We start from the raw sequence: 25,690 nt of genomic DNA, 5'->3' as shown, positions 1-25,690 counted from the left end.
TGGCGAGAACTTAACGAATGTTGTCTCAAGTACCTACACAGGATGCCTGCTTAAGCTGTGGCGCGTGTTGCGCTTATTTCCGTGTTTCATTTTATTGGGCTGAAGGCATAAATATGCCTGAGCACTACACGGAACCAGTGACAGCAGTGTATTCATGTATGTGCGGGACAAACCAAAGTCAGCCACGTTGTATTGCTTTACAAGGTGAGGTTGGACAGCAAGTGAGCTGCGGGATTTATGAATTGCGTAGCAGCTCTTGCAAAGAAGTACAAATTGCCGATGACCAATGCAACAAAGCCCGCCTTGCACATAATATGATTCCATTTGTGCAGGTCGATCCAGCCATATCTGTGAATGATGATGACTTCGATCAAGTCGTTTAATTGTGAAGTCAGTTGTTGATGGCAATCCAGATTGAAAAAGCAAGGCTGCTGCTTTGCTTTTTTTGTGGCTAATTTGGAATAGATAGCCAAATCATGCTTCAGATTGAAGCGGCTTGATCAGGCTGAAAAATGAAACATCACAATTTTTAAATCTGTGCGGCTAAAAAGTAAACTAGGGGTGAAAACCTCAATTTTTAGATGAAAATTGCCGATTTTTTCATGCAGCATCCCCCAGAAGAGCAGAATAAAAATATTTCTTAGAGAACAAATGAAATTTGTGCCTAGATTTGTTTATAATGGCTCACGGAAATTACCAGTGAGACTGTTATGCTGACCATCGTTCAAGAAGCGTTAACCTTCGATGATGTCTTATTACTCCCTGCCTATTCTACTGTTCTTCCAAAAGATGTCTCCTTAAAGACACGTTTTACGCGCGGCATTGACCTGAATATTCCACTTGTTTCAGCAGCAATGGATACGGTGACTGAATCTCGTATGGCAATTGCGATGGCGCAAAACGGTGGTATTGGTATTTTGCATAAAAACATGGACATCGTTGCGCAAGCAGCCGAAGTGCGCCGTGTGAAAAAATTTGAAGCGGGTATGGTGAAAGACCCGATTACCGTAACGCCTGAAACGACAGTACGTGAATTGATTGCGCTGACCCAAGCCAACAATATTAGCGGTGTACCTGTAGTTAAAAATGGCAAAGTTGTTGGTATTGTGACAGGGCGTGATACACGTTTTGAAACCAACCTTGAACAACCTGTTAGCAACATCATGACAGGTCAAGATCGTTTAGTGACAGTACGCGAAGACGAATCTAAAGAAAATATTCAAGCTTTGTTGCAACAGCACCGTATTGAAAAAGTCTTGGTGGTGAATGACCAGCAGGAATTAAAAGGTTTAATTACGGTCACAGACTTCCGTAAAGCAGAATTGTACCCAAATAGCTGTAAAGATGACTTAGGTCGTTTACGTGTGGGTGCTGCCGTGGGTACAGGTGCAGAAACGCCAAGCCGTGTAGAAGCATTAGTTGAAGCAGGTGTCGATGCAATTGTAGTCGATACTGCACATGGTCACTCTGCAGGTGTAATTGAACGTGTACGTTGGGTAAAAGCCAACTATCCACAAGTTCAAGTGATTGGCGGTAACATTGCAACTGGCGATGCTGCTTTGGCATTGTTAGATGCAGGTGCAGACGCAGTGAAAGTGGGGATTGGTCCAGGTTCGATTTGTACCACACGTATTGTGGCTGGTATTGGTATGCCACAAATCTCTGCAATTGATTCTGTTGCCAATGCATTGAAAGAACAGATTCCATTAATTGCCGATGGTGGTATTCGCTTCTCTGGTGATATGGCCAAAGCGATTGGTGCAGGTGCAAGTACGATTATGGTCGGTTCATTGCTTGCAGGTACTGAAGAAGCACCGGGCGAAGTTGAATTCTTCCAAGGCCGTTACTATAAAGCTTACCGTGGCATGGGGTCATTGGGTGCAATGGCGGGTGCAACAGGTTCTGCAGACCGTTATTTCCAAGACTCTAAAGCAGGTGCAGAAAAACTTGTACCAGAGGGTATTGAAGGTCGTGTGCCGTATAAAGGTCCAATGGGTAACATCGTGCATCAAATGATGGGCGGTCTGCGTTCATCTATGGGGTATACAGGTTCTTCAACCATTGAAGACCTACGTCAGAATGCAAAATTCGTGAAAATTACTGCAGCAGGTATGCAGGAATCTCACGTACATGATGTGACGATTACTAAAGAAGCGCCGAACTATCGTGTTGGTTAATTTTTAGTATCGTTTTCAAATAAAAGCCGTCATCAATGTGACGGCTTTTTCATTTTTGGTGTAAAGTAACTTGCAGTAAAAAAGTGATGATAAAGATCACCTCTAAGAAGTGAGAACAATATGAGTTATTTTGGTACAGACGGCATTCGAGGGAAGTTCGGAGAGTTACCTATTACACCTGAATTTGCATTAAAACTGGGTTTTGCAGCAGGTAAAGTTTTAAAAAAGCACACCAAAAAAAATAAACCAATCGTGGTATTAGGTAAAGATACACGTCTTTCAGGCTATATTTTAGAAGCAGCGTTACAGGCGGGTTTGAACGCCGCAGGTGTATATGTACACTTGTTGGGCCCATTACCAACCCCAGCCATTGCACACTTGACCCGTGCTTTGCATGCCAGTTTAGGCATTGTGATTTCAGCTTCACATAACCCGTATTTTGATAACGGAATTAAATTTTTCTCCGGTGAAGGGAAAAAACTTCCAGATACGATACAAGAAGAAATTAACCAAGAATTACAGCAAGAGTTAAAAATTGAAGACACAGCCAACTTGGGTAAAAGTGTTCGTGTAAAAGATGCCAATGGGCGTTACATTGAGTTTTGTAAATCGACTTTCCCATATCATTTAGATTTAAATGACCTGACCATTGTGGTCGATTGTGCCAACGGTGCAGCCTATAACGTCGGCCCTGCAGTATTCCGTGAACTGGGTGCCAAAGTCTTTGCTATTCACAATGAACCGAATGGTTTAAATATTAATGAACATTGTGGTTCGACTCATCCTGAGCATTTACAAAAGGCGGTGTTGGATCATCAAGCCGATTTGGGGATTGCTTTTGATGGCGATGCCGACCGTGTAATTTTGGTAGACCGTCATGGCAAGCTGATTGATGGTGACCATATTTTATATATTCTTGCCACGCAAGGCTCGAAAAAACCTGCAGGAATTGTAGGCACATTGATGAGCAATATGGCGTTGGAATTGGCTTTAGAAAAAGCCCAAGTGCCTTTATTGCGTGCCAATGTCGGTGACCGTTACGTGCTACAAGGTCTAGAAGAAAATGGCTGGGTCATTGGTGGTGAGCCATCGGGACATATTTTGACTTTGGATAAGAGCACTACAGGTGATGCAATTATTGCTGCCTTGCAAGTGTTAACGGTGATGGTCGAAAAAAATAAAGCCCTGCATGAATTGGTGACAGATTTTAAACTGTTGCCAAACGTGTTGGAAAATGTGCGCTTAGCAAATATGTTTGACCCGTATAGCGTTCCTGCCTTGGTGGAAGAGTTTGATCGTGCCAAGGAACAGCTGAAAGGTCGTGGACGCTTATTGATTCGTAAATCGGGCACTGAACCTGTGATTCGTGTGATGGTGGAAGGTGATGATTTGGCTGAAGTAAGCGCATTGGCAAAACATTTGGCAGATGCTGTACGTCGTCATGCAATCTAAAGGGGTATAAATCGTGAGTGATTTAATCAAAGATTTAAGTGAATTGCGTTTAAGTTACCAAAAAGGTGAATTGTTGGAAGCGCAGGTGAGTGCCAATCCGCATATTCAGTTTTTGAATTGGTTTAACCATGCTTTAGAAGCTAAATTACATGAACCCTATGCCATGTCATTGGCTACTGCCAATGCCCAAGGTCGCCCGCATGTGCGTACGGTATTATTGCGCGGAGCAACCGAGGCAGGCTATGACTTTTATACCAATTATGACAGTCAAAAAGGGCTAGATTTAGCAGCGAATCCTTATGCGGAATTATTGTTTTACTGGCCTGAGCTAGAACGTCAAATTCGGGTGAGTGGCTATGTCGAAAAAATTGATGAGCAAGAGTCGACAGCGTACTATCACAAACGCCCACGTGACAATCAGATTGCTGCACATATTAGTACCCCGCAAAGTGGTGTGATTACTAGCCGTGAAGAATTACAGGCGCGTTTTCAAGACTTGCATGCCCAAGTGGTTGATCAATCTGAATTGCAAAAACCCGTATTTTGGGGTGGCTACCGCTTGCAGCCTGATTATTACGAATTTTGGCAAGGTCGTCCGAACCGTTTGCATGACCGCTTAGCTTATGAAAAAATTGAAGGTGAGTGGAAACTACAACGCTTGATGCCTTAAATGACTGGAAACTATGTCAAAAATTCTAATAAAACAAAGACCTTTACTTACACGCCCTGAAAACTTTCAGGGCGTCTCTACATTTGTTGCCCAAATTTTAGCGCGCCGTGGCGTTACGTCGGAGCAGGAGCTAGAACTTAAACTGAAGCACTTGCTTGCCCCAGATATGAAAGGTCTACCTGAAGCAATTCAGCTAATGGATCAGGCAATTGATCAGCAGAAAAAAATTGTAATTGTGGGCGATTACGATGCCGATGGCGCGACCAGTACCACACTCATGATTCTGGCACTGCGCGAAATGGGCGCACAGGTGCAGTATTTAGTACCTGACCGTTTTAAATATGGTTATGGCTTAACCCCCGCCATTGCCGATTTGGCTTTTGAGCGTTATGCGCCTGATTTATTAATTACGGTAGATAACGGGATTTCCAGTCATACGGGCGTGGAACGTGCGCAAGCTTTGGGGATGCAGGTCATCATCACCGATCACCACCTCACTACAAAAGCCACCCCAAATGCAGAGGCTGTGGTGAATCCGAATCAATTGGGTTGTGATTTCCCAAGTAAAGCTTTGGCGGGAGTGGGCGTGGCATTTTACGTTTTGGCGAACTTATCCAGTCAGCGTAAAAAACAGGGCAAACCTGCTGCAAATTTGACTCAATATTTAGATTTAGTGGCTTTGGGTACCTATGCCGATGTCGCCAGTCTGGATTATAACAACCGTATTTTGGTGGATGCAGGCTTAAAACGGATACAGCAGAATTTATGTCGTCCAGGGATTAGTGCATTGCTGGACTTGGCAGGACGAGAACCCGCACAGCTCAAAGCGCAGGATTTAGGTTTTGTCTTGGGGCCACGTATTAATGCTGCAGGGCGCATGGAAACCATGGACATTGGAATTGAGTGTTTATTGGCAGCGGATATGCAAAGTGCCTATGCTTTGGCGCGTCAGTTAAATGCTTTGAATCAGGAACGCCGTCAGGTTGAAGGGCAAATTAAACAGGATGCGCTGGCAGAATTGGAAAAGCTGCAGTTAGATCAAAGTGATTTACCGCATGCGTTGATTATGTTTGAAGAACATTGGCACCAAGGTGTGATTGGGATTGTTGCAGGACGCTTAAAGGAACAGTTTCATCGTCCTGCGATTGTATTTGCTGCCGATGAAGATGGTGAGCATATCAAAGGTTCTGCCCGTTCAATTGAGGGGATTCACATACGTGACACTATAGAATTGGTTGCAGAACAATATCCACACTTGGTTAGTCATTTTGGTGGGCATGCGGCTGCGGCAGGTTTGACCATTAAAAAGGCGCACTTTGCAGAATTTAAACAGGTCTTTGAACAGATCATTGCGCAAATGGATGCGGATTTATTTCATGCCGTGCTGTGGACAGATGGTGAATTGCCGCAAGAAGCTTTTGCTTTACACACGGTGGATTTATTACAGCATTTGGCGCCGTGGGGACAGAAATTTCCGCAGCCTGTGTTTGAAGGACGGTTTAAAGTGGTCGATTTTAGATGGTTGAAGGACAGTCATTTAAAGTTGCGTTTGGCATTGGACAATGGGCAAGTTGTAGATGCGATTGCGTTTGGTGCCAAAGATAAATTTGAATTTAACCCGATGCGGGATGATGTGCGTTTGGTTTATGAATTAGAGCGCAATGTGTTTAATGGCAATGTGAGTTTGCAGTTGCAGATTGTGCATTTGGAGCAGTAATCAAAATAAAAAAATCCGCTCAAATTTGAGCGGATTTTTTGGCTTTTAATGTGAGGGATTAGAAGCGGAATGTACCATTGATGCCGTAAGAGTCCGCACCATCAGTTGTTGTGTAATTAACACCTACAGCAAATGCTGGGGTAAAGAATTTTTGTGCACGCACATTAAAGATTGTATCAAAATCTTCTTCTGTTGAATCTGCAAAAGAAACACCAACGCTTAAAGTTGGGTCGATATAAAGGTCTGCACCTAGACGATATACTGTTTCATCTGCAAAATAGGTTGCACCTTCAAAATTAGTATAATAGTTACCAATTTGAGTGACATATTTTGCGCGAAGTGTTGCAATAGTATCATCTTCAGCAGTCCAAACATTTGTAAAACTGTTTATAAAACCGATTTGGCTTGCTTGGATTGGATCAATATTTTCTTTTGCAACACCAGCTGCTAATAACAAACCATTGATTGGTAAATAACCCACTTCTAGTGCATAACCTGTGTTGTCTGCTGAAATCGAATCTTCATCATCTTCGATTGTAATTTCAGAACGGTTTAATTTTCCTGATACGTAGAATTGAGTATTTGGAATAAAGAATTCACCAGAAATACCAACGCTATCAATTTCAAGCTCAACATCAGTGACATCAAGGTTAGAATTAACATAACCTAAACCGATATTGCTTGCTTTAGCTAAAAAAGCAGCTTCAGCTAAAGGTGCATTTTTGACTTGAACACCATTTAAATAATATTTGCCATTAATGAAGAATGTATCTAAATCACTGCTTTCTTCTAAATCAGTGTTTTCATAACCCCCATTGATTTCGAATTGATATGCATGAGCAGTACTTAAACCAGCAAGAAGAGCAGTTGCAAGCGCAAGTTTTTTAAACATAAGTGAGATGCCCTCTGTTATAGAAATATGACTGTTTTGTTACAGTTATTGCTCATTGTACGGAAAATAAACATACAGTCAATGCACTATTTCTACCTAACTGCTTTATTTTGGAGCATAAAAAAGCACCCTTCCGAAGAAGAGTGCTGTTTGAGTAAGTAATTAGACTTAAGCTTAGAAACGATATTTCGCAGCGACACCAAAACTATTGTAGTCAGCATTGCCAGCTTCACCAAAGCCTACACGGCCTTCTAAGCTCACTTGTGGGGTAAAGAATTTACGTGCACTCACACCAAACTCATCACGATCATTGATGTCATTGCTGTAATAATCAACACCTACGCTTAGGGTCTTATCAATGAAGTAGTCTGCTGCCAAATTGTATTCATCGAGATCACCAAATGCAGCGCCTGCTTCTAAATTGATGTCTTTACCATTAGACAACGTAGTTACGTATTTCGCACGTAAAGTTGGGTCTACACCATCATCACGGTCATTATCCCAACCTTTAAGACCTGCTGCGATTAACAAGCCTGGTGCTGGTAAATAACCAACTTCTGCACCATAGGTGGTTAAATCATTGTTTAGGTCATCATTGTCTTTCAAGTCATGACCGCTCACATTACCACTTAAGTAAAAGTCTGAATTCGGTACAAAGTACTCTGCACCTACGCCGTAAGTATGCGCTTCATTGTCGCCAACTTCGTCATATTGGTATTTGGCATTTACGTTGCTAGCACGATCAAGGAACGCTGCTTCTGCCAAAGGTGCATTACGGGTTTGTACAGGGTTAAAGTAATAAGTACCATCTACACCGAATGAACCGCTTGAACTGCCGTTGTCTGGATCAATCAGTCCTGCTGATGCACCAATTTCAGCTTGGTATGCGTTCGCAGTACCAGTGATAGCCAAAGCTGAAAGTAGGGCTGATGCGATTGCTAATTTTTTCATGGAAAGTACCCCTCTGAATCTGGTTAACAGTTAAACTTTTTGTTACAACTTTCAGTCTAGGCGAAAAAAAATCAGCGTCAATCACAGGAGAGTTACCGCTTTGTTACAAGCGTTAATTTGTGTAATGTTTTGAGTTTAAGTGATTGAAATAAAGATGAAATAATTAAATGTTTTGTTTTATTAAAACTATGTGTATTTTGTGAATTTTACCCAAATTGATTATTAAATCATCAAAATTGTTTCATCTTCGCTTGGTTTTGGCGGGTTGAAGCAATTGCGAAACACAACTTTTAAGCTTGTATTCAGCTGAATGTGTCAGGCAAAAATCAGGGCGATAGATCGGCCATTAAGATAAACATCCGTGTTAATCGTGCATGCTATTTTAGGTCGGATATCTATCGGGCTTTCGTTTTAAAAGTTGAAAGCGATTTTTATTTTTAACCACATTTAGCATTCAACTTATATCAGCTGAAAAGTTATGCTGGAATTTACAGCAGGGTAGAAATGCTAGAACAGGTCTGTGCTACAATTATCAGCTAATAAGCTTCATTGTTAATTGAGAGAATTTACGTGGAAATTAATCCTTATCTAAACCAATTAAAAGACTTGAACGAACGTAGTCAAACACTACGGGGGTATCTTTGACTACGATCTGAAAAAAGAGCGTTTAGAAGAGGTTCTCCGCGAGTTAGAAGATCCTGCAATCTGGAATGATCAAAGCCGTGCACAAGCCATGGCCAAAGAAAAAGGCGAACTTGAAAACGTCTTAAACGTGTTAGATGGTTTGGCAACGCAGCTTGAAGATGCGCAAGCGATGCTTGATTTGGCAGTCGAAGCCGATGATGAAAGTCTGTTGGCTGATGTCCAAGCTGAATTGACTTCTGCAGAAGAAGAGTTAGCGAAGCTTGAATTCCGCCGTATGTTCAGTAATCCAATGGATCCAAACCCATGCTATGTTGAAATTCAAGCGGGTTCAGGTGGGACAGAAGCACAAGACTGGGCATCGATGCTGTTGCGTATGTATATGCGCTGGATTGAACGTCACGGCTTTAAAGCAGAATTGATGGAAGAATCGGATGGTGATGTGGCAGGGATTAAATCTGCGACCATTCGCGTTGAAGGCGAATATGCCTATGGTTGGTTGCGCACTGAATCGGGTGTGCATCGTTTAGTGCGTAAATCGCCATTTGACTCGGGTAACCGTCGTCATACGTCATTTTCTGCCGTGTTTGTCTCGCCAGAAGTGGATGACAATATTGAAATTGATATTAACCCTGCCGATGTTCGTACCGATACTTACCGTGCTTCAGGTGCGGGTGGTCAGCACATTAACAAAACCGACTCTGCGGTACGTTTAACCCACGCACCTACAGGTATTGTGGTCGCTTGTCAGAACCAGCGTTCACAACACGCCAACCGTGATCATGCGTGGAAACAGTTACGTGCCAAGTTGTATGAATTGGAAATGAGTAAACGTAATGAGGCCGCTCAAGCTTTAGAAGACTCGAAGTCTGATATTGGTTGGGGCAGCCAAATTCGCTCTTATGTATTGGATGATTCACGTATTAAAGATTTACGTACAGGCGTGGAAACTTCAAATACAGGTGCAGTTTTAGATGGTGATTTAGACAAGTTTATTGAAGCCAGTTTAAAACAGGGTCTATAACTTACGGTCTGTAAGATCCTAATGAGCCTGCCCAATTCAGTTGAGTTACTTAAAAATTTACATAAATCGTAAAAAAACGATATTAATATCGAAAAAATACGATATATTAAAAGCAGCTGCTGAATTGGGCTTATATTTACGAATATGTGTCTGAATGATGGATGTCGATTTAATCTTTAAAGCCTTAGCCAATCCTACCCGTCGGCAAATTTTAGAATGGTTAAAAGCACCAGAACAATTTTTGTCGATCGATGAGTGTGGCGACTTTAAGCGTGGCGTATGTGCAGGACACATTGAGCGTTTGGGCAACGTGTCGCAATCGACCATGTCAAATCATTTATCGGTACTGCAACAGGCAGGTCTTATTCGTGCAGAAAAATACGGACAATGGTCATATTTTTCTCGTAATGAAGCACTCATTCAGCAATATGTCGAATATTTAAAACACTCACTTTAACTGTGAGATTAGAGGCAAAAATGGCTGAATTAGACTCTCCTTTGGTTTTGGGTGATCTTCATCTTAAAAACCGTGTCGTGATGGCACCTTTAACCCGCAGTCGTGCCAGCGATGACCGTGTACCTACGCCGATGATGGCGGAATATTATGCACAGCGTGCCAGCGCAGGCTTAATTATTTCAGAAGCCACGGTGATTTCTGAAGAAGCCAATGGTTATTTGAATACTCCAGGTCTATTTACAGATGCACAAGTACAAGGCTGGAAATTGGTGACCGATGCGGTGCATGATAAAGATGGTCTGATTGTCGCGCAATTGTGGCATGTGGGGCGGGTATCCCATCCTGATTTGCTGAAGGGTGAAACACCCGTCTCGGCAAGTGCGGTGCAACAAGCGGGTCATGTCAGCTTACTACGTCCAAAACGTCCTTATGTATTGCCACGTGCTTTAGAAATTGCAGAAATCCACGCCATTACTGAGCAATATAAACAAGCCGCGATCCGTGCCAAAGAGGCAGGATTTGACGGAGTAGAATTGCATGCAGCGAATGGTTATTTGATTGATCAATTCCTGCAAAGCAAAACCAACCAACGTGACGATGAATATGGTGGTTCGGTTGAAAATCGTGCACGTTTCTTGTTGGAAGTGGTGGATGCCTTAATTGAAGTCTGGGGCGCAGGTCGCGTCGGTGTGCATTTAGCACCACGTGGCGATGAGCATGACATGGGCGATGATGATCCACGTGAAACCTTTGGTTATGTCATGCAGCAATTGGGTCAGCGTAAAATCGCTTTTTTCTTTACCCGTGAATATTTGGCTGAAGACAGTATTTCTGAATATATGAAAGAGCGTTCAGGTGGAGTGCCTTATATTGCGAATATGCAACTAAGTCGTGAAGATGCGATTGAGCTGTTGGCATCAGGCAAGGCTGATGCGGTGGCTTTTGGTAGGGCGTATATTGCCAATCCAGACTTGTATGAGCGTTTATTGGTAAATGCACCTTTAAATGAACTCAAGCTAGAAAACATGATTGGTACAGCTGTTGCAGAAGGCTATATCGATTATCCAGCTTTGGCTGAAACACAACACGCTGTAGAATAGAAGCCCGTATAGCGCCACATGCAATTAACATGCGCGTGTGGCTCTGTTATATTTTGCCGATAATCTTTCTTTGGGGCGCATCTTTTGGCTACTCCATTTTGGTATAACGCAGCCTTGGCGCTGTTAAAACCGATTTATCAGTCACGCATTCGTAAACGTGCCGAACATCCTGAGCAATTACAACAAGAACTGCTTGAGCGTTTTGGCCCATTTCAGCCCGCTAAAAATTTACATGCCATTTGGTTTCATGTGGTGTCGGTAGGAGAAACCAATGCCGCGCAACCTTTAATTGAACATTATTTAAAAGCGGGACATCCCGTTTTAGTCACCAATACCACCAAAACGGGGCAGGCGCGTGCCAAATCATTATTTTTAAAAGCACCGTATTTAGATTTATTTCAAGCCGTGTATTTACCTGCCGATCAGGTACATTTAATTCGTGAGTTTTATCAGAAATATCAGCCCAAATTATTGGCGTTGGTTGAAACAGAACTGTGGCCAAATTTGATTGATCAGGCGCAGCATTTTAAAGTCCCGTGTTTGTTAATTAATGCACGGCTTTCGGAAAAATCGGCCAAAGGCTATGCTAAAGTTAAAGGATTGACACGGGGCATGTTGCAAAATTTGCAGCAACTTTTGGCGCAAGACCTTGTCACACAACAGCGTTTTATTGCATTGGGGATGCCTACCGAGCGTACAAACGTGGTGGGTAATATTAAATTTGATATTAGTGCTCCAGAAGATTTTGTAGAGCAAGCCGTGCAGTTGCAACAGACATGGCAATTGGCACATCGCAAAATTATTACCCTTGCCAGTACCCATGCACCAGAAGAACAGCAATTATTGACTGCACTGAAACCATATTTTGCAGAGCATCCTGAACTGTTATGTATTGTTGTCCCGCGTCATCCAGAGCGTTTTGATGAAGTGGCTGCGCAGGTACAAAAACTGCAACTCAATATGCAGCGTCGTAGTTTGGCTGAAGTGATCCAACCCGAAACACAGGTGTATTTAGCCGATAGTATGGGTGAAATGTGGTTATGGTACGCCTTGAGTCAGGCGTGTTATGTCGGCGGCTCGCTGAATGAACCTGGCGGTGGTCATAATATTTTAGAGCCTTTGGCCTTAAGTGTCGCCACGGTATTGGGTAAAAATTATTTTAATTTCCAAAGTATTGTGGATGAGTTTGTTGCAGCAGAAGCGGTGTACGTGGTCGAAGATGCTGAACAAGCTGTAGAGACGTTAACGCAATTGTTGTTTGAACCTGCTTTGCGTGCACAATTGAACCAGAACGCCCAAGTGATTATGTATAAAAATCGTGGCTCTTTAATGGAGCATATCCACGTGATTAATCAGTATCTTTAAATATGAATATCGTTTTGCTTGACCCACGACAGGCCCCAAATGAAGTGTGGTCTATTAGCGACCAGCGCCAAGTGCAGCATTTGCATACGCATGTCGGTGTGCAAGTGGGTGACAGCTTAAAAGTCGGGATTCGCGGAGGCAAGCGTTATTTGACCGAAGTGGTGGAAGTTCGTGAGCAGCGGATTCAAGTCAAAACCCTACATGAAGAAGCAGTCCCGAAAAAACTGCCTGTGACCCTGATTGTGGCTTTACCTCGCCCCAAGGTATTGCGTCGTTTAATTATGGATAGCGTGACGCTAGGTGTGGAAAAAATTATTTTGCTGCACAGCTATCGGGTCGATAAAAGCTATTGGCAAACACCATTTTTGCAGCAACTCGATCAATATGTAACTTTGGGTTTGGAACAAGCAGGCGATACCATTGCACCTGAGATCCAACTTTATAAACGCTTTAAACCCTTTGTGGAAGATGTTTTTCCCGGTTTGATTTCTGCCGATTGTCCTGCTTATGTGGCGCATCCTTATACCGATCAAGCTATGCCACATAGCATTCAGCATCCATGTAGTATTGTGATTGGTCCAGAAGGTGGATTTATTCCCTACGAAATTGATTTGCTAGAAAAAAATGGCTGCCAAGCGCGACACTTGGGCAACCGTATTATTCGTACTGAAACTGTGATTGCTTATGTTTTAGGGCGTTTGTTTAGCACGACCTGAATCATCTTCATTGACTGCTGCATCACCACGATAAATTTTCACTTCCTGCACAGGATAAGGAATGGAAATATGATGTTCGGCAAAAGCGGCAATCACCCGCTCCTGCACTTCACTGATGGACGCTGAGGTACTAGTTTCCGTAGTATTAACCCACCAACGCACATTTAAATTAATCGAAAAATCGGCCAAGGCAGTGACATTGACGCTAAATGCAGGTTGGCTCAAGATTTTGATGTCACGGTCTAAAATGGCCAAAATAATATCTTTGGCTTTTTGCACGTCATCTTCATAACCAATACCCACCACAAACTCGCAACGACGACGGGTATAAGCCGTATTGACCGTTACCGCACTGGTATACACTGTAGCATTTGGAATCACGATGCGACGCCCATCGGGAGAGCGCAAGAAGGTTGCACGAATCTGAATATCTTCTACCGTACCTTCCATATTATTTACGATGATGTCATCACCAATTTTAAATGGCTCGCTAAGCAAAATCAGCACACCCGACAGTAAATTCTGGAAAATATCTTTAAAAGCAAAACCAATTGCAACAGAGCCTAGACCCAAGGCACTCATGAGTTGGCTAGGGGTGAATCCTGGAATCGCAATCACCATCGCAATCAGAAAGCCAAAGAAAATAATAGCGGAACTACCAACCCGATTCAGCACTAAAACCAGATTTTGTCGGGTATAGGAACGATTGTTTAGGGTCTTACGGATAGACCATTTGAACACACGAGCAAGCAGCCAAAATACAATCAGCACTACGGCTGCAATTATCAAATACGGCACACGCTCCCAAAATCCTTCCATAATTTTATCGATGGTTGAATAGGCGTCATTGTACTTGGCCGTATGATTGATCACGGTCTGCGTAGTTTTTTCAGTGGCTTCTTGCAACAGTTGAGTGGTGTTTTCAGACACTTCACTGAGTGAGGGTTTAGATTCTGCCACGATAATTCCGAATTCAAAATGAAGCGACTATTTTGCCTGAAAAACTCAATTTGGTTAATGCAGCGATACTTACTTGCGAGTATTTTAGACAACTTGGATAGATGTGATGAGCACACTATTTTGTAGCACTTAAACTGCTAGTTGTATGTGGTTTTATCTTTAAGACAGGGTCGCAGGTATGAATGATTGGCTGCGTAAAAAAATGTTAATACTCATGATTATTGGACGATATTTTGTTTAAAAATAATGCAATGTGCAGTACAGTGGCATGTAAACCTGAAAAGTATGAATGCAAGAACATGGCATTTGATCAACGCTTTGGCATGCTATTTTTTATATAAAATTTATGCGACTAAAGCCGAATGGTGGGCCATAAAAAAGAAAGTTCATACTGTGAATATGCAGAAATAATAATCAATAACGTGGCATACATCTCGAGATGAGATGCGAGAACATCAAGGAAGTAGCAGATGAAAGACGTATATCCTGTTCCAGATGAATTTAAAAAGACTGCCCGCACCACTGAGGCAGAATATTTTCAACGCTATCAACAATCTATAGATGACCCTGAAACTTATTGGGCAGAGCAGGCCCAACGCTTAGATTGGATTAAACCTTTTACCCAAGTCAAAAATACCAACTTTGACCCCGAGCATTTTAAAATTGAATGGTTTGTGGATGGGCAACTGAATGTCAGTGCCAATTGCTTAGATCGCCATTTAAAAGAACATCCACATAAACCTGCAATTATTTGGGAAGGAGATCATCCTTCTCGGCATAAAGTGGTTTCTTTTGCTTCTTTGCATGATGAAACCTGCCGTTTTGCCAACGTACTGAAAAAGAATGGGGTGCAAAAAGGAGATCGGGTGGTGCTGTACATGCCGATGGTTTCCGAAACTGCGATTGCCATGCTGGCCTGCGCGCGGATTGGTGCAGTGCATTGTGTGGTTTTTGGTGGTTTTTCTCCCGATGCTTTGGCTAGCCGAATTGAAGATTGTCAGGCTAAGTTAATTATCACTGCAGACGCGGCCATGCGTGGTGGCAAGCCAATTTATTTAAAAGCCAATGTCGATGCTGCCCTAAAAGTAGCAGGTACTGACTGTGTGCAAAATGTGATTGTGGTGCATCGTACAGGGAATCCGATTGAGATGCTGCCCGAACGCGACTTGTGGTATCACATGGAAATTATGTCGGTGAACGATATCTGCCCACCCGAGCCAATGAATGCAGAAGATCCACTATTTATTTTATATACCTCAGGTTCTACTGGAAAACCCAAAGGCGTTTTGCATACTACAGGGGGTTATTTGACCTATGTGAATAGCACGTTTAGGGAGGTTTTTGACCTGAAACAGGATGATGTGTTTTGGTGTACCGCTGATGTAGGCTGGATTACAGGGCATTCCTATGTTTTGTATGGTCCCTTATCGAATGGTACATCCACTGTGATGTTTGAAGGGGTGCCGAACTATCCGAGTTGGGCGCGCACAGGGCATATTGTTGATAAACACAACATCACCATTTTATATACTGCGCCGACCGCCATTCGCGCCATGATGCGAGAGGGAGATCGTTTTGTGCGTGAAAGTGACCGTAGTAGTTTGCGTTTATTGGGCTCGGTTGGCGAGCCGATTAATCCTGAAGCATGGAACTGGTATTACAACGTGGTAGGCGAAGGACGTTGCCCAATTGTAGATACATGGTGGCAGACCGAAACAGGGGGGATATTAATTTCAGCATTGCCCGGTGCAACTCCGCTGAAACCAGGTTCGGCAACACGCCCTTTATTTGGGGTACAACCTGCAATTGTCGATGCCGAAGGTCATGAACTGGAAGGAGCGACCGAAGGCAATTTAATTATCAAAGATTCATGGCCGGGGCAGATGCGTGGTATTTGGGGTGATCCTGCGCGGTTTATTGAAGCGTATTTTTCGACTTATCCTGGTGCGTATTTTACAGGAGATGGTGCGCGCCGTGATGAAGATGGCTATTACTGGATTACGGGGCGTGTGGATGATGTCTTGAATATTTCAGGGCACCGTTTAGGAACCGCAGAAATTGAAAGTGCCTTGGTGGCGCATGAAGCTGTGGCTGAAGCGGCGGTGGTGGGCATGCCGCATGAGATTAAAGGACAGGGGATTTGTACCTTTGTAACTTTACAAGTTGGTACACCCGAGTCAGAAGAATTGCGTGAAGAATTAATCAACTGGGTACGCAAAATTTTGGGACCTGTTGCAACGCCTGATGCTTTGCATTGGGCACCTGCTTTACCCAAAACCCGTTCAGGTAAAATCATGCGCCGTATTTTGCGGAAAATTGCAGCGAATGAATTGGATAGTTTAGGAGATACTTCTACTTTGGCTGAGCCGCAAGTGGTGGAGCAATTGATTGCAACGGTGTATGGGGAGCGGTAGGTTTTAACTAACCTGAGTTCGATATAAAAAAAGAGGGCTTTGTTGCACAAAACTATCTGTAAAGGCTTTTTCAGTAATATAATTCACAAATGAAGAAGCCTACACACAAAATCTACCGCACAACCAATTGGCCCGCATATAACCGAGCACTCATGAGTCGCGGAAATATTGCCATTTGGTTTGATCCTGCTACGCAATGGTATACTCCATCAAAAGGCATTCTATTGTTGTGAGCACGATATGGTCACATCTTGGTCACAAAATACAAATGACCCCAACCTTGGCAAGAGTCACCGACATAAAATACACTAAATAACATAATTGGTATTTTAATAAACTATATATAACAGTTATATAGAGTTTTTATTTTGTGTGGTGTAATTTAAGGTAGGGTGGGGTACTTTGATTTTTGGTCACTAATTTATTGTGATAATCAACAATAATAACCAACATACACATGCTTAATCTAAAGGTGTTTTACTGACTGGTATAATTTTATAATGAGAGGGGTGTTGCCTGGGGCTACGGTTTCTGTTTTGCCTTTTGGCGTAAGACGTACAAATATAAGCTTTCTACTTTTTCACGTGCCCATGGTGTGGTACGCAAGAATCGCAATGATGATTTAACACTTGGGTCTATGCAAAAACATCTAATTTCAATTTTACGACTTAAACCTTCAAAGCCACCGTAGTAATCCAATAATTCATCCAAAATGTCAGCAAGTTTTTTGCCGTGTAAAGGGTCATTGGAGGTGTTCATAATAGATCAATCGTATTTTGGGTGGCCATTATTATAACCTGGGCTAGTTGGAAAACTAGAGAGTTGGAATGTAAGTAATGATGGACTGAATAGCCACCAAAATTCTGGAGCACACCCAGCCATCGGGTGATGCATCATATATATGACTTGGTAATCCCATTTGCTGTGTAGGAAAGTTTTTTCTTAATGGGTCACCTTTTAATGGAAGTAGGTAAGAGGAAAGCTCTAAACCTTTACGGATCGCTTCAGCACTGTATTCAAAGGCAATTAATGGTCGACCTGTGATTGCTGTTGAGGAGACCAGTGTACCCTAAAGCCAATATTCACCCCATCCATTGTAGTAAACATTAAGTTTTTTGAGCATGGATTTATTTCCTTTTGATACGTTGGCGAGCCGTATTGCTCTCATAGCGAAGAATATCATCTACACTGTTTAAATGAGGTTTGAAGAGTTCCTCTAATTCTTGTAATCGGCCTAGGACCATGGCAACGCGTACTAAATTTTCAAATGAAACATTTCGACCTGCTTCCAGATTGGATACTGTATTCACACCAATACCAGCACGTGCAGCAACATCTGCCTGAGTCATTTCCAGATAAAGTCGTTCTTTACGAAGCCTCTCACATAATAATCCAACAACTTCTTCAGGTTTTCTGAATTTTAAATCCATAATATTGGGTCTTATGTCCATATGTGTCTATTAAACCACAAAATAATGGAGTTATAAAATAAACCAGTTGATCGGTAAGAAGGTGCTTTATTGGCCTGATTAGATCCTATTAGATTAAAGAAATCTAATTAGACATTTACAATCTAATGGAATCTAATACAATCTATGGTAATAAATAAATCATTGCCGAGTAATTAAAATGATGACCATCTCCAATGACCCTTGGCACTTTCCACGTACCGAACTGGCGAAACAAATTTTAGGCATGTTTGAGACTGGACTAGCTAGTTCTCTGACTTTTTTTGCCCCACGCCGGATGGGAAAAACTGAATTTTTACGAAAAGATATTACGCCCCTAGCAGAACAGCTTGGATGGCGCGTTTTTTATTTCAGTTTTTTAGATGCAGGCCTGCATAGTGAAGGGCAGTTTGTAAAAGCTCTTGATGAGTTTTCAAAACAAAATGGCTTAATGGGGAAAGCCACACATTGGATTAAAAATATTGGTTCTTTAAGTACAGAGGTGGCAGGGGTAAAAGCTGAAGTGACACTTCTACAAGGACAAGTGAATTCCAGTATTTTGTCTAGCATTACTAAACTGGCTCAGCAGGGGAAACCTATTTTACTGTTACTTGATGAGATTCAGGCTTTAGCTAGTTCAAAATATAAAACCACGATTGCCAGTTTACGTACCGCTTTAGATATGCATAAAGAAACAATAAAGGTGGTTTTTACTGGTTCAAGTCGAGAAGGCCTGAGACAAATGTTTTCTGTGAGTAGTGCTCCCTTTTTTCATTATGGACAGAATTTACCTTTTCCAAATCTAACAAAAGCATTTACAGATCATCTGGCAGATGTATTTAATCAGACAACAGGACGTAGTTTGAATAAAGAAATTTTATGGCACGCCTTTTTAGATATGAAGCAAAGTCCTCAACTAGCAAGATCATTAGTGGAGCGTTTAGCCTTAAACCCAATGCTGGCTATAGATTTTGCCAAGGAACAGCTTATAGCCGATACAATGGGGCATCGTGACTTTTCGGGATTATGGGGAGAGTTTAAGTTATTAGAACAGCTAATTTTAAAAGCCATAGCGGAATCACAAGTTGAACTTTATAGTAGTCAATTTAGACAACATCTGGCTGATTCCATTGGTGTAGATAACATTGCGGTATCAAGTATTCAATCGGCCCTACGTTCTTTATCAAAAAAACAAATTATTTTTAAACCAGAGAATGGTACTTATGAAATCGAGGATGCTCTTTTTAAAGAATGGATTATGGATGAAGCATAATTTTGAAAACTCATTTGGATAAAAATTTACCGTACCGAGTTTGTCGGAGAATTTTTATTTAAGTATTTTATTCATAGACATTATTTCAATATAATGGGTGTCTATGAACAGAGAAATTCAACAAAGACTCGTATGAGTTAAATTATTTGAAGAGACTAATGATGCTGGCCTAGTTTGTCGGAGATGTGGCATTTCTAGACCAACGTTACGCAAGTGGTGGAAACGATATTCTGAGCAAGGTATTGATGGATTAAGTAGTCAGAGTAGACGTCCCTTAAAATCGCCAAATACTAAAATCAATGCTGAGCTAGAAGCCTTAATATTAGAAATGCGCTCAGCTAGAAATAATGGAAGCCTGAGCTCCCATTATGTATTGAATTTATTGTCAATCTTTATCAAGTTTCAAGATTCGATGCAATGGTGTACTTAGTCACGTTCAACTGCAAGTGCAACACCCATACCACCGCCAACACAGAGGGTTGCAATGCCTTTCTTGGCATCACGGCGCTGCATTTCATGTAATAAAGTCACCAAAATACGGCAACCTGAAGCCCCAATTGGGTGACCCAATGCAATTGCACCGCCATTGACGTTGACTTTATCCAGGTCTAAGCCTAATTCTTTAGCAACACCCAAAGCCTGTGCAGCAAATGCTTCGTAAGCATCCGCTGAACCCCATACCTATTTTTTTAATTTTGGTCGGGTTTCCAGCGGTGCGGCAGCAATTCTTCTATTTGGCTCACTTTATGTGTCGGCAACCTTTTCAGCACATTACTTAAATAGGCATACGGATCCAAGCCATTCAGTTTTGCTGACTGGATTAAAGTCATGATATTTGCCGCTCGTTGGCCGCTGCGCAGCGAGCCAGCAAACAGCCAGTTCTTGCGCCCCAACGCCCAGGGACGCATCTGATTCTCGACCCAATTATTGCAAATAGGTAGATTGCCATCATCCAGATAGCGGCTTAAAGCTGGCCAACGCTTCAGAGTGTAATTGATGGCCTTGGCGGTGGGAGAACTCGATGGCACTGTCAGATGATGTTGGTTGAGCCATTCATATAGTTGTTGCATCACTGGTTGGCTGTGCTGTTGTCGGTATTCGCGGCGGTGTTCTGCTGTACTATCGGTCTTTTTCCTGAGTTCTGCTTCTATCGCATACAGTTTCTGAATCATCAGTAATGCCTGTTCAGCGATCTGACTTTTCCCGGTCACATGTAGCTCATGGAATTTACGACGTGCATGCGCCATGCAGCCCACCTCAATGACATCGCCTGATTTAAAGCGTGCTTTATAACCACTGTAATCATCACAGACCAGATGGCCCTGCCAGCCATTCAGGAACTCTTCTGCATGCTGACCTGAACGGCTATCCTGAAAGTCATAGATCACCGCTTGAACTGGATTGTACTGTGTAGTGGCATAGGCCCAGACATAACCTTTCTTCGGTTTTTTCTCATCATCACCCATCCGCATAATGGTGACTGGTGTTTCATCTGCATGCAGCACCCGCTGTTGTAGTACCACCTGTTTTAAGGCATTGGCCAGAGGTTCCAGTTCTACACCGCAGCGACCTATCCAGTCAGATAAAGTTGATCTAGAAAGTTCGATTCCCGCCCGCTGATAGATCAGACGTTGACGGTACAGCGGCAAATGATCGGCATACTTCGATACCAGCACATGGCTGAGCAGTTCAGGTGAAGCAATGCCTTTATCAATCACATAGGCGGGCATCGCTTGCTGAGTCAGGGTGTCACACTGATCACAGACCCATTTGCCACGGACATGCTGTTCCTTGTAGAACTGTGCCGGTCTGAAATGCAGTTTTTCACTGATATCTTCGCCGATACGACGTAACTGGCAGCCACAACTGCATTGGGTTGATGCAGGTTCATGCTCAATACGGATGGTGTGTAGATGATCGGGTAGCAGTCGACGTTTAGGTTTGTTGACTGTGGCTTTGTGTGTCGCTGCATTGGTTTTATCTGCATTTAGCCGTTCCAGTTCTAGATCAACCGCGGCAATATCTTCTTCAACCGCTTCATCCCAGAGATGGATTTGTTTTGCCGTTAAGTGTTCATTCTTTTGAGCGAATTTGTGCTTTTTAAACAGCGCCAGTTCATGCTCGTATTTTTGATTGAGAATAGAAAGATGTTGAACTTTGGCATCCAATTGTTGGTTTGATTGTGCTAGAGACTGATGCTGCAGCGCCAACTGCCTGGTGAATTCCAGCAGTTGTTCATGGGTCAGTTGGCTTAAGTCAGGCAGCGTATTCATGACCGCAGTATGCCTGAGGTCATGACGCAGAGGAAATAGAACGTTTGGAGAATAGCAGAATGCACCAACCTGGTTTAGAGCATCGTCACTACCTGCTGTCGTCCAATGCGCTGCCAGGGCAAACCCTGGATCAGTGCCTGTAACTGTTCCGGGCTGAGGGCCACGGTTTCACCTTGGTGAACTTGAGCCCAGTGAAATTTACCCTGTTCCAAACGCCGGGCACACAGCCAGATGCCCAGTCCATCATGTACCAACACTTTCATACGATGACCACGTTTATTACAGAACAGGTAGGCGCAATGCGGTTTGATGTAGCCAAAGGCTCTCACCACCTGAGCCATGGTCGTATCCATACCTGCACGCATGTCCATGGGCTGAGTAGACAACCAGATTTCATCAATGCGGATCATGTTGCAAGTGCCTTGAGTAATTCTGCCAAGGCAGGTATTTCTGATACTTGCCATTTCAAGCCAATTTCTGCTTTTGAGTGGGGTAAAGTAATTTGAACCTTTAACATGTCAGTAGGAGTAGGATCTAATGGTGCAGAGCAAGATAAGGCAATAAATGCAGGTTTATTCGGTAGTGGTGAGCGATCATTCCCTGGCTTACCATCAATTAAGCGAATCCATTTGGATACAAGATTTGTATTCAATCCATGTTGCAAAGCGACCGAAGCAATTGAAACGTCCGGTGCTTTACAAGCCTGAACGATCTGCTGTTTAAATTCAGCACTGTATGTTCTTCGTTTTTTCGCAAGAGATGCGATGGATGTCTGGTGATTTGTAGTCATAAATTTTAGTCCCCACTTGTTTTTAAGTGGGGACTAAATTAAGGCTTATAGGATGAATTCATAAGGTGTGTTCAGCGGACGCTTACAATGCTTCATTGGCTTCAATCAAATCAACCTGATCTAAGCTCCAGCCTGCTTTGTTGAGGGTTTTCTTTACTGCATCGACAGGACCAAGCCCCATAATTTCAGGCTCAATACCAGACATGGCATAGCCTTTAATACGTGCCAATGGCTTAAGACCTAATTCTGCTGCTTTGTCCGCACTCATCATCAGTACTGCTGCTGCACCATCATTAATGCCTGAAGCATTACCTGCGGTTACGCTACCATCTTTTTTAAAGGCTGGGCGTAGTTTTGTGAGGCTTTCAAGGCTGGTATTGGCTTTAATGTATTCATCTTCAGCAAATACAACAGGCTCACCTTTACGTTGTGGAATGCTGACTACGGCAATTTCATCTTTAAACTTGCCAGCTGCCTGAGCTGCCGCAGCACGTTGTTGTGAAGTCAATGCAAGTTGATCTTGTTCTTCACGGTTTAAACCCAGTTTTTCTACAATATTTTCTGCGGTAATACCCATTTGATACTGGTTATAGGCATCGGTTAAACCATCAGCCACCATGCTATCCACCAATTGTGCATTACCCATTTTTTGCCCATTACGCAGCTGCATATAGTGCGCACTTTGTGACATAGATTCTTGACCACCTGCGACCACAATGTCGGCTTCATCGCATTGAATGGCTTGTGCTGCCAAATGTACCGCACGCAAACCTGAACCACAGACGACATTCAGCGTAGATGCAGGCACTTGTACTGGAATACCAGCAGCAATTGCTGCCTGACGTGCAGGGTTTTGTCCCACGCCTGTCGTGAGTACGTTGCCCATAATCACCTGATCAACTTGTTCAGGTTTTACATTAGCGCTGTCTAAAACTGCACGAATTGCTGTTTGCCCCAACTGTGGTGCAGATAAAGATGCAAGACTACCTAAAAAGCTACCAATCGCAGTACGTTTTGCTGCAACAATCACAACATCTTTCATTTTATATCCTTAAATTTTGTGTTCATGTTTCTGTGGATGCACATGATATATAGCATCTGCATGGCTGTTGTTATATGACCGATTAGAATAAATTTACCAAAACATAGCGACCCGGTGCCGCTTCAATGCTTGGATACTGCGCATTACCCAAGTTGCGGGCAGGGACTTGTTCACCAGTGTACGGTGTGACCCATGCCTGCCAGCGCAACCACCAAGATTCAGGGTGATATTCTGCGCCATCTAGCCATTGTTTGGTATTTTCAAACTTGGCAGCATTGGTGTAGCAACCGTATTTATTACGGCTTGGAGGATTGACAATACCTGCTACGTGTCCAGATTCACCTAAAACCAAGGTTGATTCACCACCCAAGTAATCTGCGCCACGGAAACAAGTATCCCAAAGTGCGATATGGTCTTCCTGCGTCGCAATAAAGAAGCTTGGTGTTTTTACACGAGATAGATTCAAGCCCACACCGTTAACCTTAACGGCATTTGGTGAAATCAATTCATTGTTCAAATACAAATTGCGCAATAAGAAATTATGAATTTTGGCAGGGATATTCGTACCATCGCTGTTCCAATATAAAATATCAAAATCAGAAGGTTCTTTACCTTTTAAGTAGTTGTCGATGTAGTAATTCCAGTACAGCGTATTTTCACGCAGTAAACTGAAGGTAACTGCCAACTGACGACCATCGAAATAACCCAATTGATTGTTCAGGTTTTCTAAACCGCTCACTACAGGTTCATTAATAAATACACCTAAGCTGCCTGGGTTTTCAAAGTCGATAATGGTGGCCATATAGGTCGCAGACTTTACGTGATTTTTCAGGCGTTTTGCCACGTAATAGGCTTGAGTCGCAGCAAGTAACGTACCACCAATACAGTAGCCAATGCAGTTGGCCTCTTTTTCACCGGTAATTTCTTCAATTACACGCAAAGCTTCCACTGAACCTTGTGTAATGAGATCGGCAAAAGTCAATTCTTTCTGTTCGGCATTTGGGTTACGCCATGACATTAAAAAGACTGTATGACCTTGCTGGCGCAACCAGTTCACTAAAGAGTTTTGTTCGCGTAAATCCAGCACATAATATTTATTGATAAACGGTGGTACGACTAGAATAGGGGTTTGATACACATTTTCAGTAGTTGCTTCATATTGCAATAATTGGAAAATGTCATTTTCAAAGACGACTGCACCAGGGGTGTAAGCTAAATCTTTGCCCAAGCTGAAAGAGTCGCTATTCACCATGCGAATAGATAAATACTTGCCGCTATTCATGACATCATCATGGAAAACTTGCATGCCACGGACTAAGTTTTCACCTTGTTCAGCTACAGTTTGCTGAATCACTTCTGGGTTAGTCCACAGAAAGTTACTTGGAGATAACGCATTGATCATTTGGCGGGTAAAGAAGTGAATACGATAGCGAACTTTGTCTGGAACACCTTCGACCACATCTACCATGTTTTGCACTAACTGGCTAAACAGTAAATAAGACTGTGACAACAAGTCAAAATTTGGGTGTTCTTGCCATAATGGGCTGTTAAAACGACGATCACCACGTTCAGGCTGAATAAATGGTGCTACATCTTTGGCCACGCTGCGCATCAACACATTTTGGTAGATTTGTATTTGACCTTGCCACCAGCTCCATTGCATTTCCATCATGCGAGCTGGGTTTTTAGATAGTGCTTCAAAGAACAAAGACATATCTTCTTTGTTGAGCTGCGCCAAAGCCTCATTAATTGGGCTTTGCCCATAATAAAATTCTTGTAATTTTTTCCAGATGTCATCATGTACAGAAAAAAATTGTAGTATGTTTTCTTTGAATTGAAATGAGTTCGGGTTCATTTCATCGCTCCATAGCACATGGCTTTTAGCAATCAAATTGAGTGCAGGGCTGAAACTAAAACGGGGAAATTTTCACACTTCCCCGTAACATTCGTCCTGATAACGCATGGTTTTCAGAGCAGTGTTATTTATTGTTAGGCATAGATTCGCTAACTAACTTTTCAAATTCCGATTTGAATTCAGTCGTTAGTGTTGCCAACTTTTTGCCATCTTCAATCATTTGCTGACTAAGTTTGTTCATGGTTTCTAATTGCTTGGTGGTGCAATTCACCATGCTTTGCATGTCTTTAACTTCACTATTGGCAAACATTTGCGCTAGACCAATGTTGGCATAGTTGCGTGCTGCTTCTAATTGTAGGTTGGTTAAGTCAGCAAAGTTTTTAGCCACTAAGCTGTTGAATTTTGTGTACGGTTCAAATACGTTTTTGTATTGTGCATTCATATTTGAAAATAAGTCGCCGTATAGCATGGT

At 42.6% G+C, this 25,690-nt stretch carries 23 protein-coding genes and 4 pseudogenes; 14 read left to right on the top strand and 13 right to left on the bottom strand.

The features are described from left to right. Window positions 1-17 precede the first annotated feature (17 nt). The 5 genes from AC0T5Z_RS12870 (at window position 18) to recJ (ending at window position 6,016) form a co-directional block, all read left to right on the top strand. On the top strand, window positions 18-383 hold the full coding sequence (locus AC0T5Z_RS12870) for a YkgJ family cysteine cluster protein (RefSeq protein WP_291334276.1): 366 nt from the start codon (window positions 18-20) through the stop codon (window positions 381-383). 327 nt (window positions 384-710) lie between these two features. Then, window positions 711-2,177: an IMP dehydrogenase gene (gene guaB, locus AC0T5Z_RS12865; RefSeq protein WP_291334277.1), complete on the top strand. Its 1,467-nt coding sequence runs from the start codon at window positions 711-713 to the stop codon at window positions 2,175-2,177. A gap of 120 nt (window positions 2,178-2,297) precedes the next feature. Further along, complete coding sequence (gene glmM / locus AC0T5Z_RS12860) at window positions 2,298-3,629, top strand: phosphoglucosamine mutase (protein ID WP_435337039.1); 1,332 nt, start codon at window positions 2,298-2,300, stop codon at window positions 3,627-3,629. A gap of 13 nt (window positions 3,630-3,642) precedes the next feature. Beyond that, window positions 3,643-4,299 (top strand): pyridoxamine 5'-phosphate oxidase, encoded by a 657-nt coding sequence (gene pdxH / locus AC0T5Z_RS12855; protein WP_291333894.1) that lies wholly within the window; start codon window positions 3,643-3,645, stop codon window positions 4,297-4,299. A gap of 13 nt (window positions 4,300-4,312) precedes the next feature. After that, window positions 4,313-6,016, top strand: a complete 1,704-nt coding sequence (gene recJ / locus AC0T5Z_RS12850; protein ID WP_435337040.1) for a single-stranded-DNA-specific exonuclease RecJ — start codon at window positions 4,313-4,315, stop codon at window positions 6,014-6,016. A gap of 58 nt (window positions 6,017-6,074) precedes the next feature. Here recJ and AC0T5Z_RS12845 read toward each other — a convergent pair whose 3' ends face one another. Beyond that, window positions 6,075-6,908, bottom strand: coding sequence for a putative porin (locus tag AC0T5Z_RS12845; RefSeq protein WP_279687086.1), 834 nt, complete (start codon window positions 6,906-6,908; stop codon window positions 6,075-6,077). Window positions 6,909-7,082: 174 nt separating this feature from the next. Beyond that, window positions 7,083-7,859, bottom strand: coding sequence for a putative porin (locus AC0T5Z_RS12840; protein WP_435337041.1), 777 nt, complete (start codon window positions 7,857-7,859; stop codon window positions 7,083-7,085). Window positions 7,860-8,429: 570 nt separating this feature from the next. Here AC0T5Z_RS12840 and prfB point away from each other — a divergent pair. From prfB to AC0T5Z_RS12815, 5 genes are all read left to right on the top strand, one after another. Then, a protein-coding gene (prfB, locus tag AC0T5Z_RS12835) for a peptide chain release factor 2 (RefSeq protein ID WP_435337042.1) occupies window positions 8,430-9,525 on the top strand; the annotation gives its coding sequence in 2 pieces (ribosomal slippage) (window positions 8,430-8,501 and window positions 8,503-9,525; 1,095 coding nt in all). Window positions 9,526-9,682: 157 nt separating this feature from the next. Further along, the gene (locus AC0T5Z_RS12830) at window positions 9,683-9,982 is read left to right on the top strand and encodes an ArsR/SmtB family transcription factor (protein ID WP_016658749.1); all 300 of its coding nucleotides are present in this window, start codon (window positions 9,683-9,685) and stop codon (window positions 9,980-9,982) included. A 20-nt stretch (window positions 9,983-10,002) separates the two neighbouring features. Continuing rightward, complete coding sequence (locus AC0T5Z_RS12825) at window positions 10,003-11,082, top strand: alkene reductase (protein WP_435337043.1); 1,080 nt, start codon at window positions 10,003-10,005, stop codon at window positions 11,080-11,082. A gap of 84 nt (window positions 11,083-11,166) precedes the next feature. Continuing rightward, window positions 11,167-12,447 carry a 3-deoxy-D-manno-octulosonic acid transferase gene (locus AC0T5Z_RS12820; protein ID WP_435337044.1) on the top strand — a complete coding sequence of 427 codons (1,281 nt, stop codon included), beginning with the start codon at window positions 11,167-11,169 and terminating at the stop codon, window positions 12,445-12,447. A gap of 2 nt (window positions 12,448-12,449) precedes the next feature. Continuing rightward, on the top strand, window positions 12,450-13,163 hold the full coding sequence (locus AC0T5Z_RS12815) for a 16S rRNA (uracil(1498)-N(3))-methyltransferase (protein ID WP_435337045.1): 714 nt from the start codon (window positions 12,450-12,452) through the stop codon (window positions 13,161-13,163). On the opposite strand, the gene AC0T5Z_RS12810 is transcribed toward AC0T5Z_RS12815, so the two are convergent. Next, on the bottom strand, window positions 13,137-14,123 hold the full coding sequence (locus tag AC0T5Z_RS12810) for a mechanosensitive ion channel family protein (RefSeq protein ID WP_435337046.1): 987 nt from the start codon (window positions 14,121-14,123) through the stop codon (window positions 13,137-13,139). The genes AC0T5Z_RS12815 and AC0T5Z_RS12810 overlap by 27 nt on opposite strands. 470 nt (window positions 14,124-14,593) lie before the next feature. On the opposite strand from AC0T5Z_RS12810, the gene acs reads away from it, so the two are divergent. Then, window positions 14,594-16,537, top strand: coding sequence for an acetate--CoA ligase (gene acs / locus AC0T5Z_RS12805; protein ID WP_435337047.1), 1,944 nt, complete (start codon window positions 14,594-14,596; stop codon window positions 16,535-16,537). Window positions 16,538-16,626: 89 nt separating this feature from the next. Then, a pseudogene (locus AC0T5Z_RS12800) lies at window positions 16,627-16,755 on the top strand (IS5/IS1182 family transposase); the annotation flags it as partial. A 304-nt stretch (window positions 16,756-17,059) separates the two neighbouring features. On the opposite strand, the gene AC0T5Z_RS12795 reads toward AC0T5Z_RS12800, so the two are convergent. The 3 genes and pseudogenes from AC0T5Z_RS12795 to AC0T5Z_RS12785 form a co-directional block, all read right to left on the bottom strand. Further along, the gene (locus tag AC0T5Z_RS12795; protein ID WP_002058193.1) at window positions 17,060-17,296 is read right to left on the bottom strand and encodes a VF530 family protein; all 237 of its coding nucleotides are present in this window, start codon (window positions 17,294-17,296) and stop codon (window positions 17,060-17,062) included. Window positions 17,297-17,411: 115 nt separating this feature from the next. Further along, window positions 17,412-17,600: pseudogene (locus AC0T5Z_RS12790) on the bottom strand (type II toxin-antitoxin system HipA family toxin); the annotation flags it as partial. Between the two features lie 64 nt (window positions 17,601-17,664). Beyond that, a complete protein-coding gene (locus AC0T5Z_RS12785; RefSeq protein WP_139850597.1) occupies window positions 17,665-17,967 on the bottom strand; it encodes a helix-turn-helix transcriptional regulator in 303 nt (100 codons plus the stop codon). Between the two features lie 199 nt (window positions 17,968-18,166). Between AC0T5Z_RS12785 and AC0T5Z_RS12780 the strand changes: the two genes are divergently transcribed. Further along, window positions 18,167-19,258, top strand: coding sequence for an ATP-binding protein (locus AC0T5Z_RS12780; RefSeq protein ID WP_002058158.1), 1,092 nt, complete (start codon window positions 18,167-18,169; stop codon window positions 19,256-19,258). Window positions 19,259-19,361: 103 nt separating this feature from the next. Continuing rightward, window positions 19,362-19,613: pseudogene (locus AC0T5Z_RS12775) on the top strand (helix-turn-helix domain-containing protein); the annotation flags it as partial. Window positions 19,614-19,684: 71 nt separating this feature from the next. Here the strand turns inward: AC0T5Z_RS12775 and AC0T5Z_RS12770 are convergent. The 7 genes and pseudogenes from AC0T5Z_RS12770 to AC0T5Z_RS12740 form a co-directional block, all read right to left on the bottom strand. Beyond that, a pseudogene (locus AC0T5Z_RS12770) lies at window positions 19,685-19,915 on the bottom strand (acetyl-CoA C-acetyltransferase); the annotation flags it as partial. A gap of 32 nt (window positions 19,916-19,947) precedes the next feature. Next, on the bottom strand, window positions 19,948-21,531 hold the full coding sequence (tnpC, locus tag AC0T5Z_RS12765) for an IS66 family transposase (protein ID WP_473786285.1): 1,584 nt from the start codon (window positions 21,529-21,531) through the stop codon (window positions 19,948-19,950). Window positions 21,532-21,605: 74 nt separating this feature from the next. After that, the gene (gene tnpB / locus AC0T5Z_RS12760) at window positions 21,606-21,941 is read right to left on the bottom strand and encodes an IS66 family insertion sequence element accessory protein TnpB (RefSeq protein ID WP_000618091.1); all 336 of its coding nucleotides are present in this window, start codon (window positions 21,939-21,941) and stop codon (window positions 21,606-21,608) included. Then, window positions 21,938-22,321 carry an IS66-like element accessory protein TnpA gene (gene tnpA / locus AC0T5Z_RS12755; RefSeq protein ID WP_148699016.1) on the bottom strand — a complete coding sequence of 128 codons (384 nt, stop codon included), beginning with the start codon at window positions 22,319-22,321 and terminating at the stop codon, window positions 21,938-21,940. Before tnpA ends, tnpB begins: the two co-directional genes overlap by 4 nt. Window positions 22,322-22,403: 82 nt before the next feature. Beyond that, a complete protein-coding gene (locus AC0T5Z_RS12750; protein ID WP_435337815.1) occupies window positions 22,404-23,363 on the bottom strand; it encodes an acetyl-CoA C-acyltransferase in 960 nt (319 codons plus the stop codon). Between the two features lie 82 nt (window positions 23,364-23,445). Further along, the gene (locus tag AC0T5Z_RS12745) at window positions 23,446-25,218 is read right to left on the bottom strand and encodes a class I poly(R)-hydroxyalkanoic acid synthase (RefSeq protein ID WP_435337816.1); all 1,773 of its coding nucleotides are present in this window, start codon (window positions 25,216-25,218) and stop codon (window positions 23,446-23,448) included. A gap of 124 nt (window positions 25,219-25,342) precedes the next feature. Beyond that, window positions 25,343-25,687: a phasin family protein gene (locus AC0T5Z_RS12740; protein ID WP_019384921.1), complete on the bottom strand. Its 345-nt coding sequence runs from the start codon at window positions 25,685-25,687 to the stop codon at window positions 25,343-25,345. Between the last annotated feature and the right edge of the window lie 3 nt (window positions 25,688-25,690).

The organism is Acinetobacter pengchengensis, assembly GCF_982235305.1.
Note: the sequence above shows the minus strand (reverse complement) of the source record. Positions and strands in the feature narration are given on the sequence as shown.

Bases quoted from the DNA above. Each gene is read 5' to 3' on its own strand.
- AC0T5Z_RS12870 (WP_291334276.1), top strand. From the start codon at position 18: ATGTTGTCTCAAGTACCTACACAGGATGCCTGCTTAAGCTGTGGCGCG.
- guaB (WP_291334277.1), top strand. From the start codon at position 711: ATGCTGACCATCGTTCAAGAAGCGTTAACCTTCGATGATGTCTTATTA.
- glmM (WP_435337039.1), top strand. From the start codon at position 2,298: ATGAGTTATTTTGGTACAGACGGCATTCGAGGGAAGTTCGGAGAGTTA.
- recJ (WP_435337040.1), top strand. From the start codon at position 4,313: ATGTCAAAAATTCTAATAAAACAAAGACCTTTACTTACACGCCCTGAA.
- AC0T5Z_RS12845 (WP_279687086.1), bottom strand. From the start codon at position 6,908: ATGTTTAAAAAACTTGCGCTTGCAACTGCTCTTCTTGCTGGTTTAAGT.
- AC0T5Z_RS12840 (WP_435337041.1), bottom strand. From the start codon at position 7,859: ATGAAAAAATTAGCAATCGCATCAGCCCTACTTTCAGCTTTGGCTATC.
- AC0T5Z_RS12830 (WP_016658749.1), top strand. From the start codon at position 9,683: ATGGATGTCGATTTAATCTTTAAAGCCTTAGCCAATCCTACCCGTCGG.
- AC0T5Z_RS12825 (WP_435337043.1), top strand. From the start codon at position 10,003: ATGGCTGAATTAGACTCTCCTTTGGTTTTGGGTGATCTTCATCTTAAA.
- AC0T5Z_RS12815 (WP_435337045.1), top strand. From the start codon at position 12,450: ATGAATATCGTTTTGCTTGACCCACGACAGGCCCCAAATGAAGTGTGG.
- acs (WP_435337047.1), top strand. From the start codon at position 14,594: ATGAAAGACGTATATCCTGTTCCAGATGAATTTAAAAAGACTGCCCGC.
- AC0T5Z_RS12795 (WP_002058193.1), bottom strand. From the start codon at position 17,296: ATGAACACCTCCAATGACCCTTTACACGGCAAAAAACTTGCTGACATT.
- AC0T5Z_RS12785 (WP_139850597.1), bottom strand. From the start codon at position 17,967: ATGGATTTAAAATTCAGAAAACCTGAAGAAGTTGTTGGATTATTATGT.
- AC0T5Z_RS12780 (WP_002058158.1), top strand. From the start codon at position 18,167: ATGATGACCATCTCCAATGACCCTTGGCACTTTCCACGTACCGAACTG.
- tnpC (WP_473786285.1), bottom strand. From the start codon at position 21,531: ATGAATACGCTGCCTGACTTAAGCCAACTGACCCATGAACAACTGCTG.
- tnpB (WP_000618091.1), bottom strand. From the start codon at position 21,941: ATGATCCGCATTGATGAAATCTGGTTGTCTACTCAGCCCATGGACATG.
- tnpA (WP_148699016.1), bottom strand. From the start codon at position 22,321: ATGACTACAAATCACCAGACATCCATCGCATCTCTTGCGAAAAAACGA.
- AC0T5Z_RS12750 (WP_435337815.1), bottom strand. From the start codon at position 23,363: ATGAAAGATGTTGTGATTGTTGCAGCAAAACGTACTGCGATTGGTAGC.
- AC0T5Z_RS12745 (WP_435337816.1), bottom strand. From the start codon at position 25,218: ATGAACCCGAACTCATTTCAATTCAAAGAAAACATACTACAATTTTTT.
- AC0T5Z_RS12740 (WP_019384921.1), bottom strand. From the start codon at position 25,687: ATGCTATACGGCGACTTATTTTCAAATATGAATGCACAATACAAAAAC.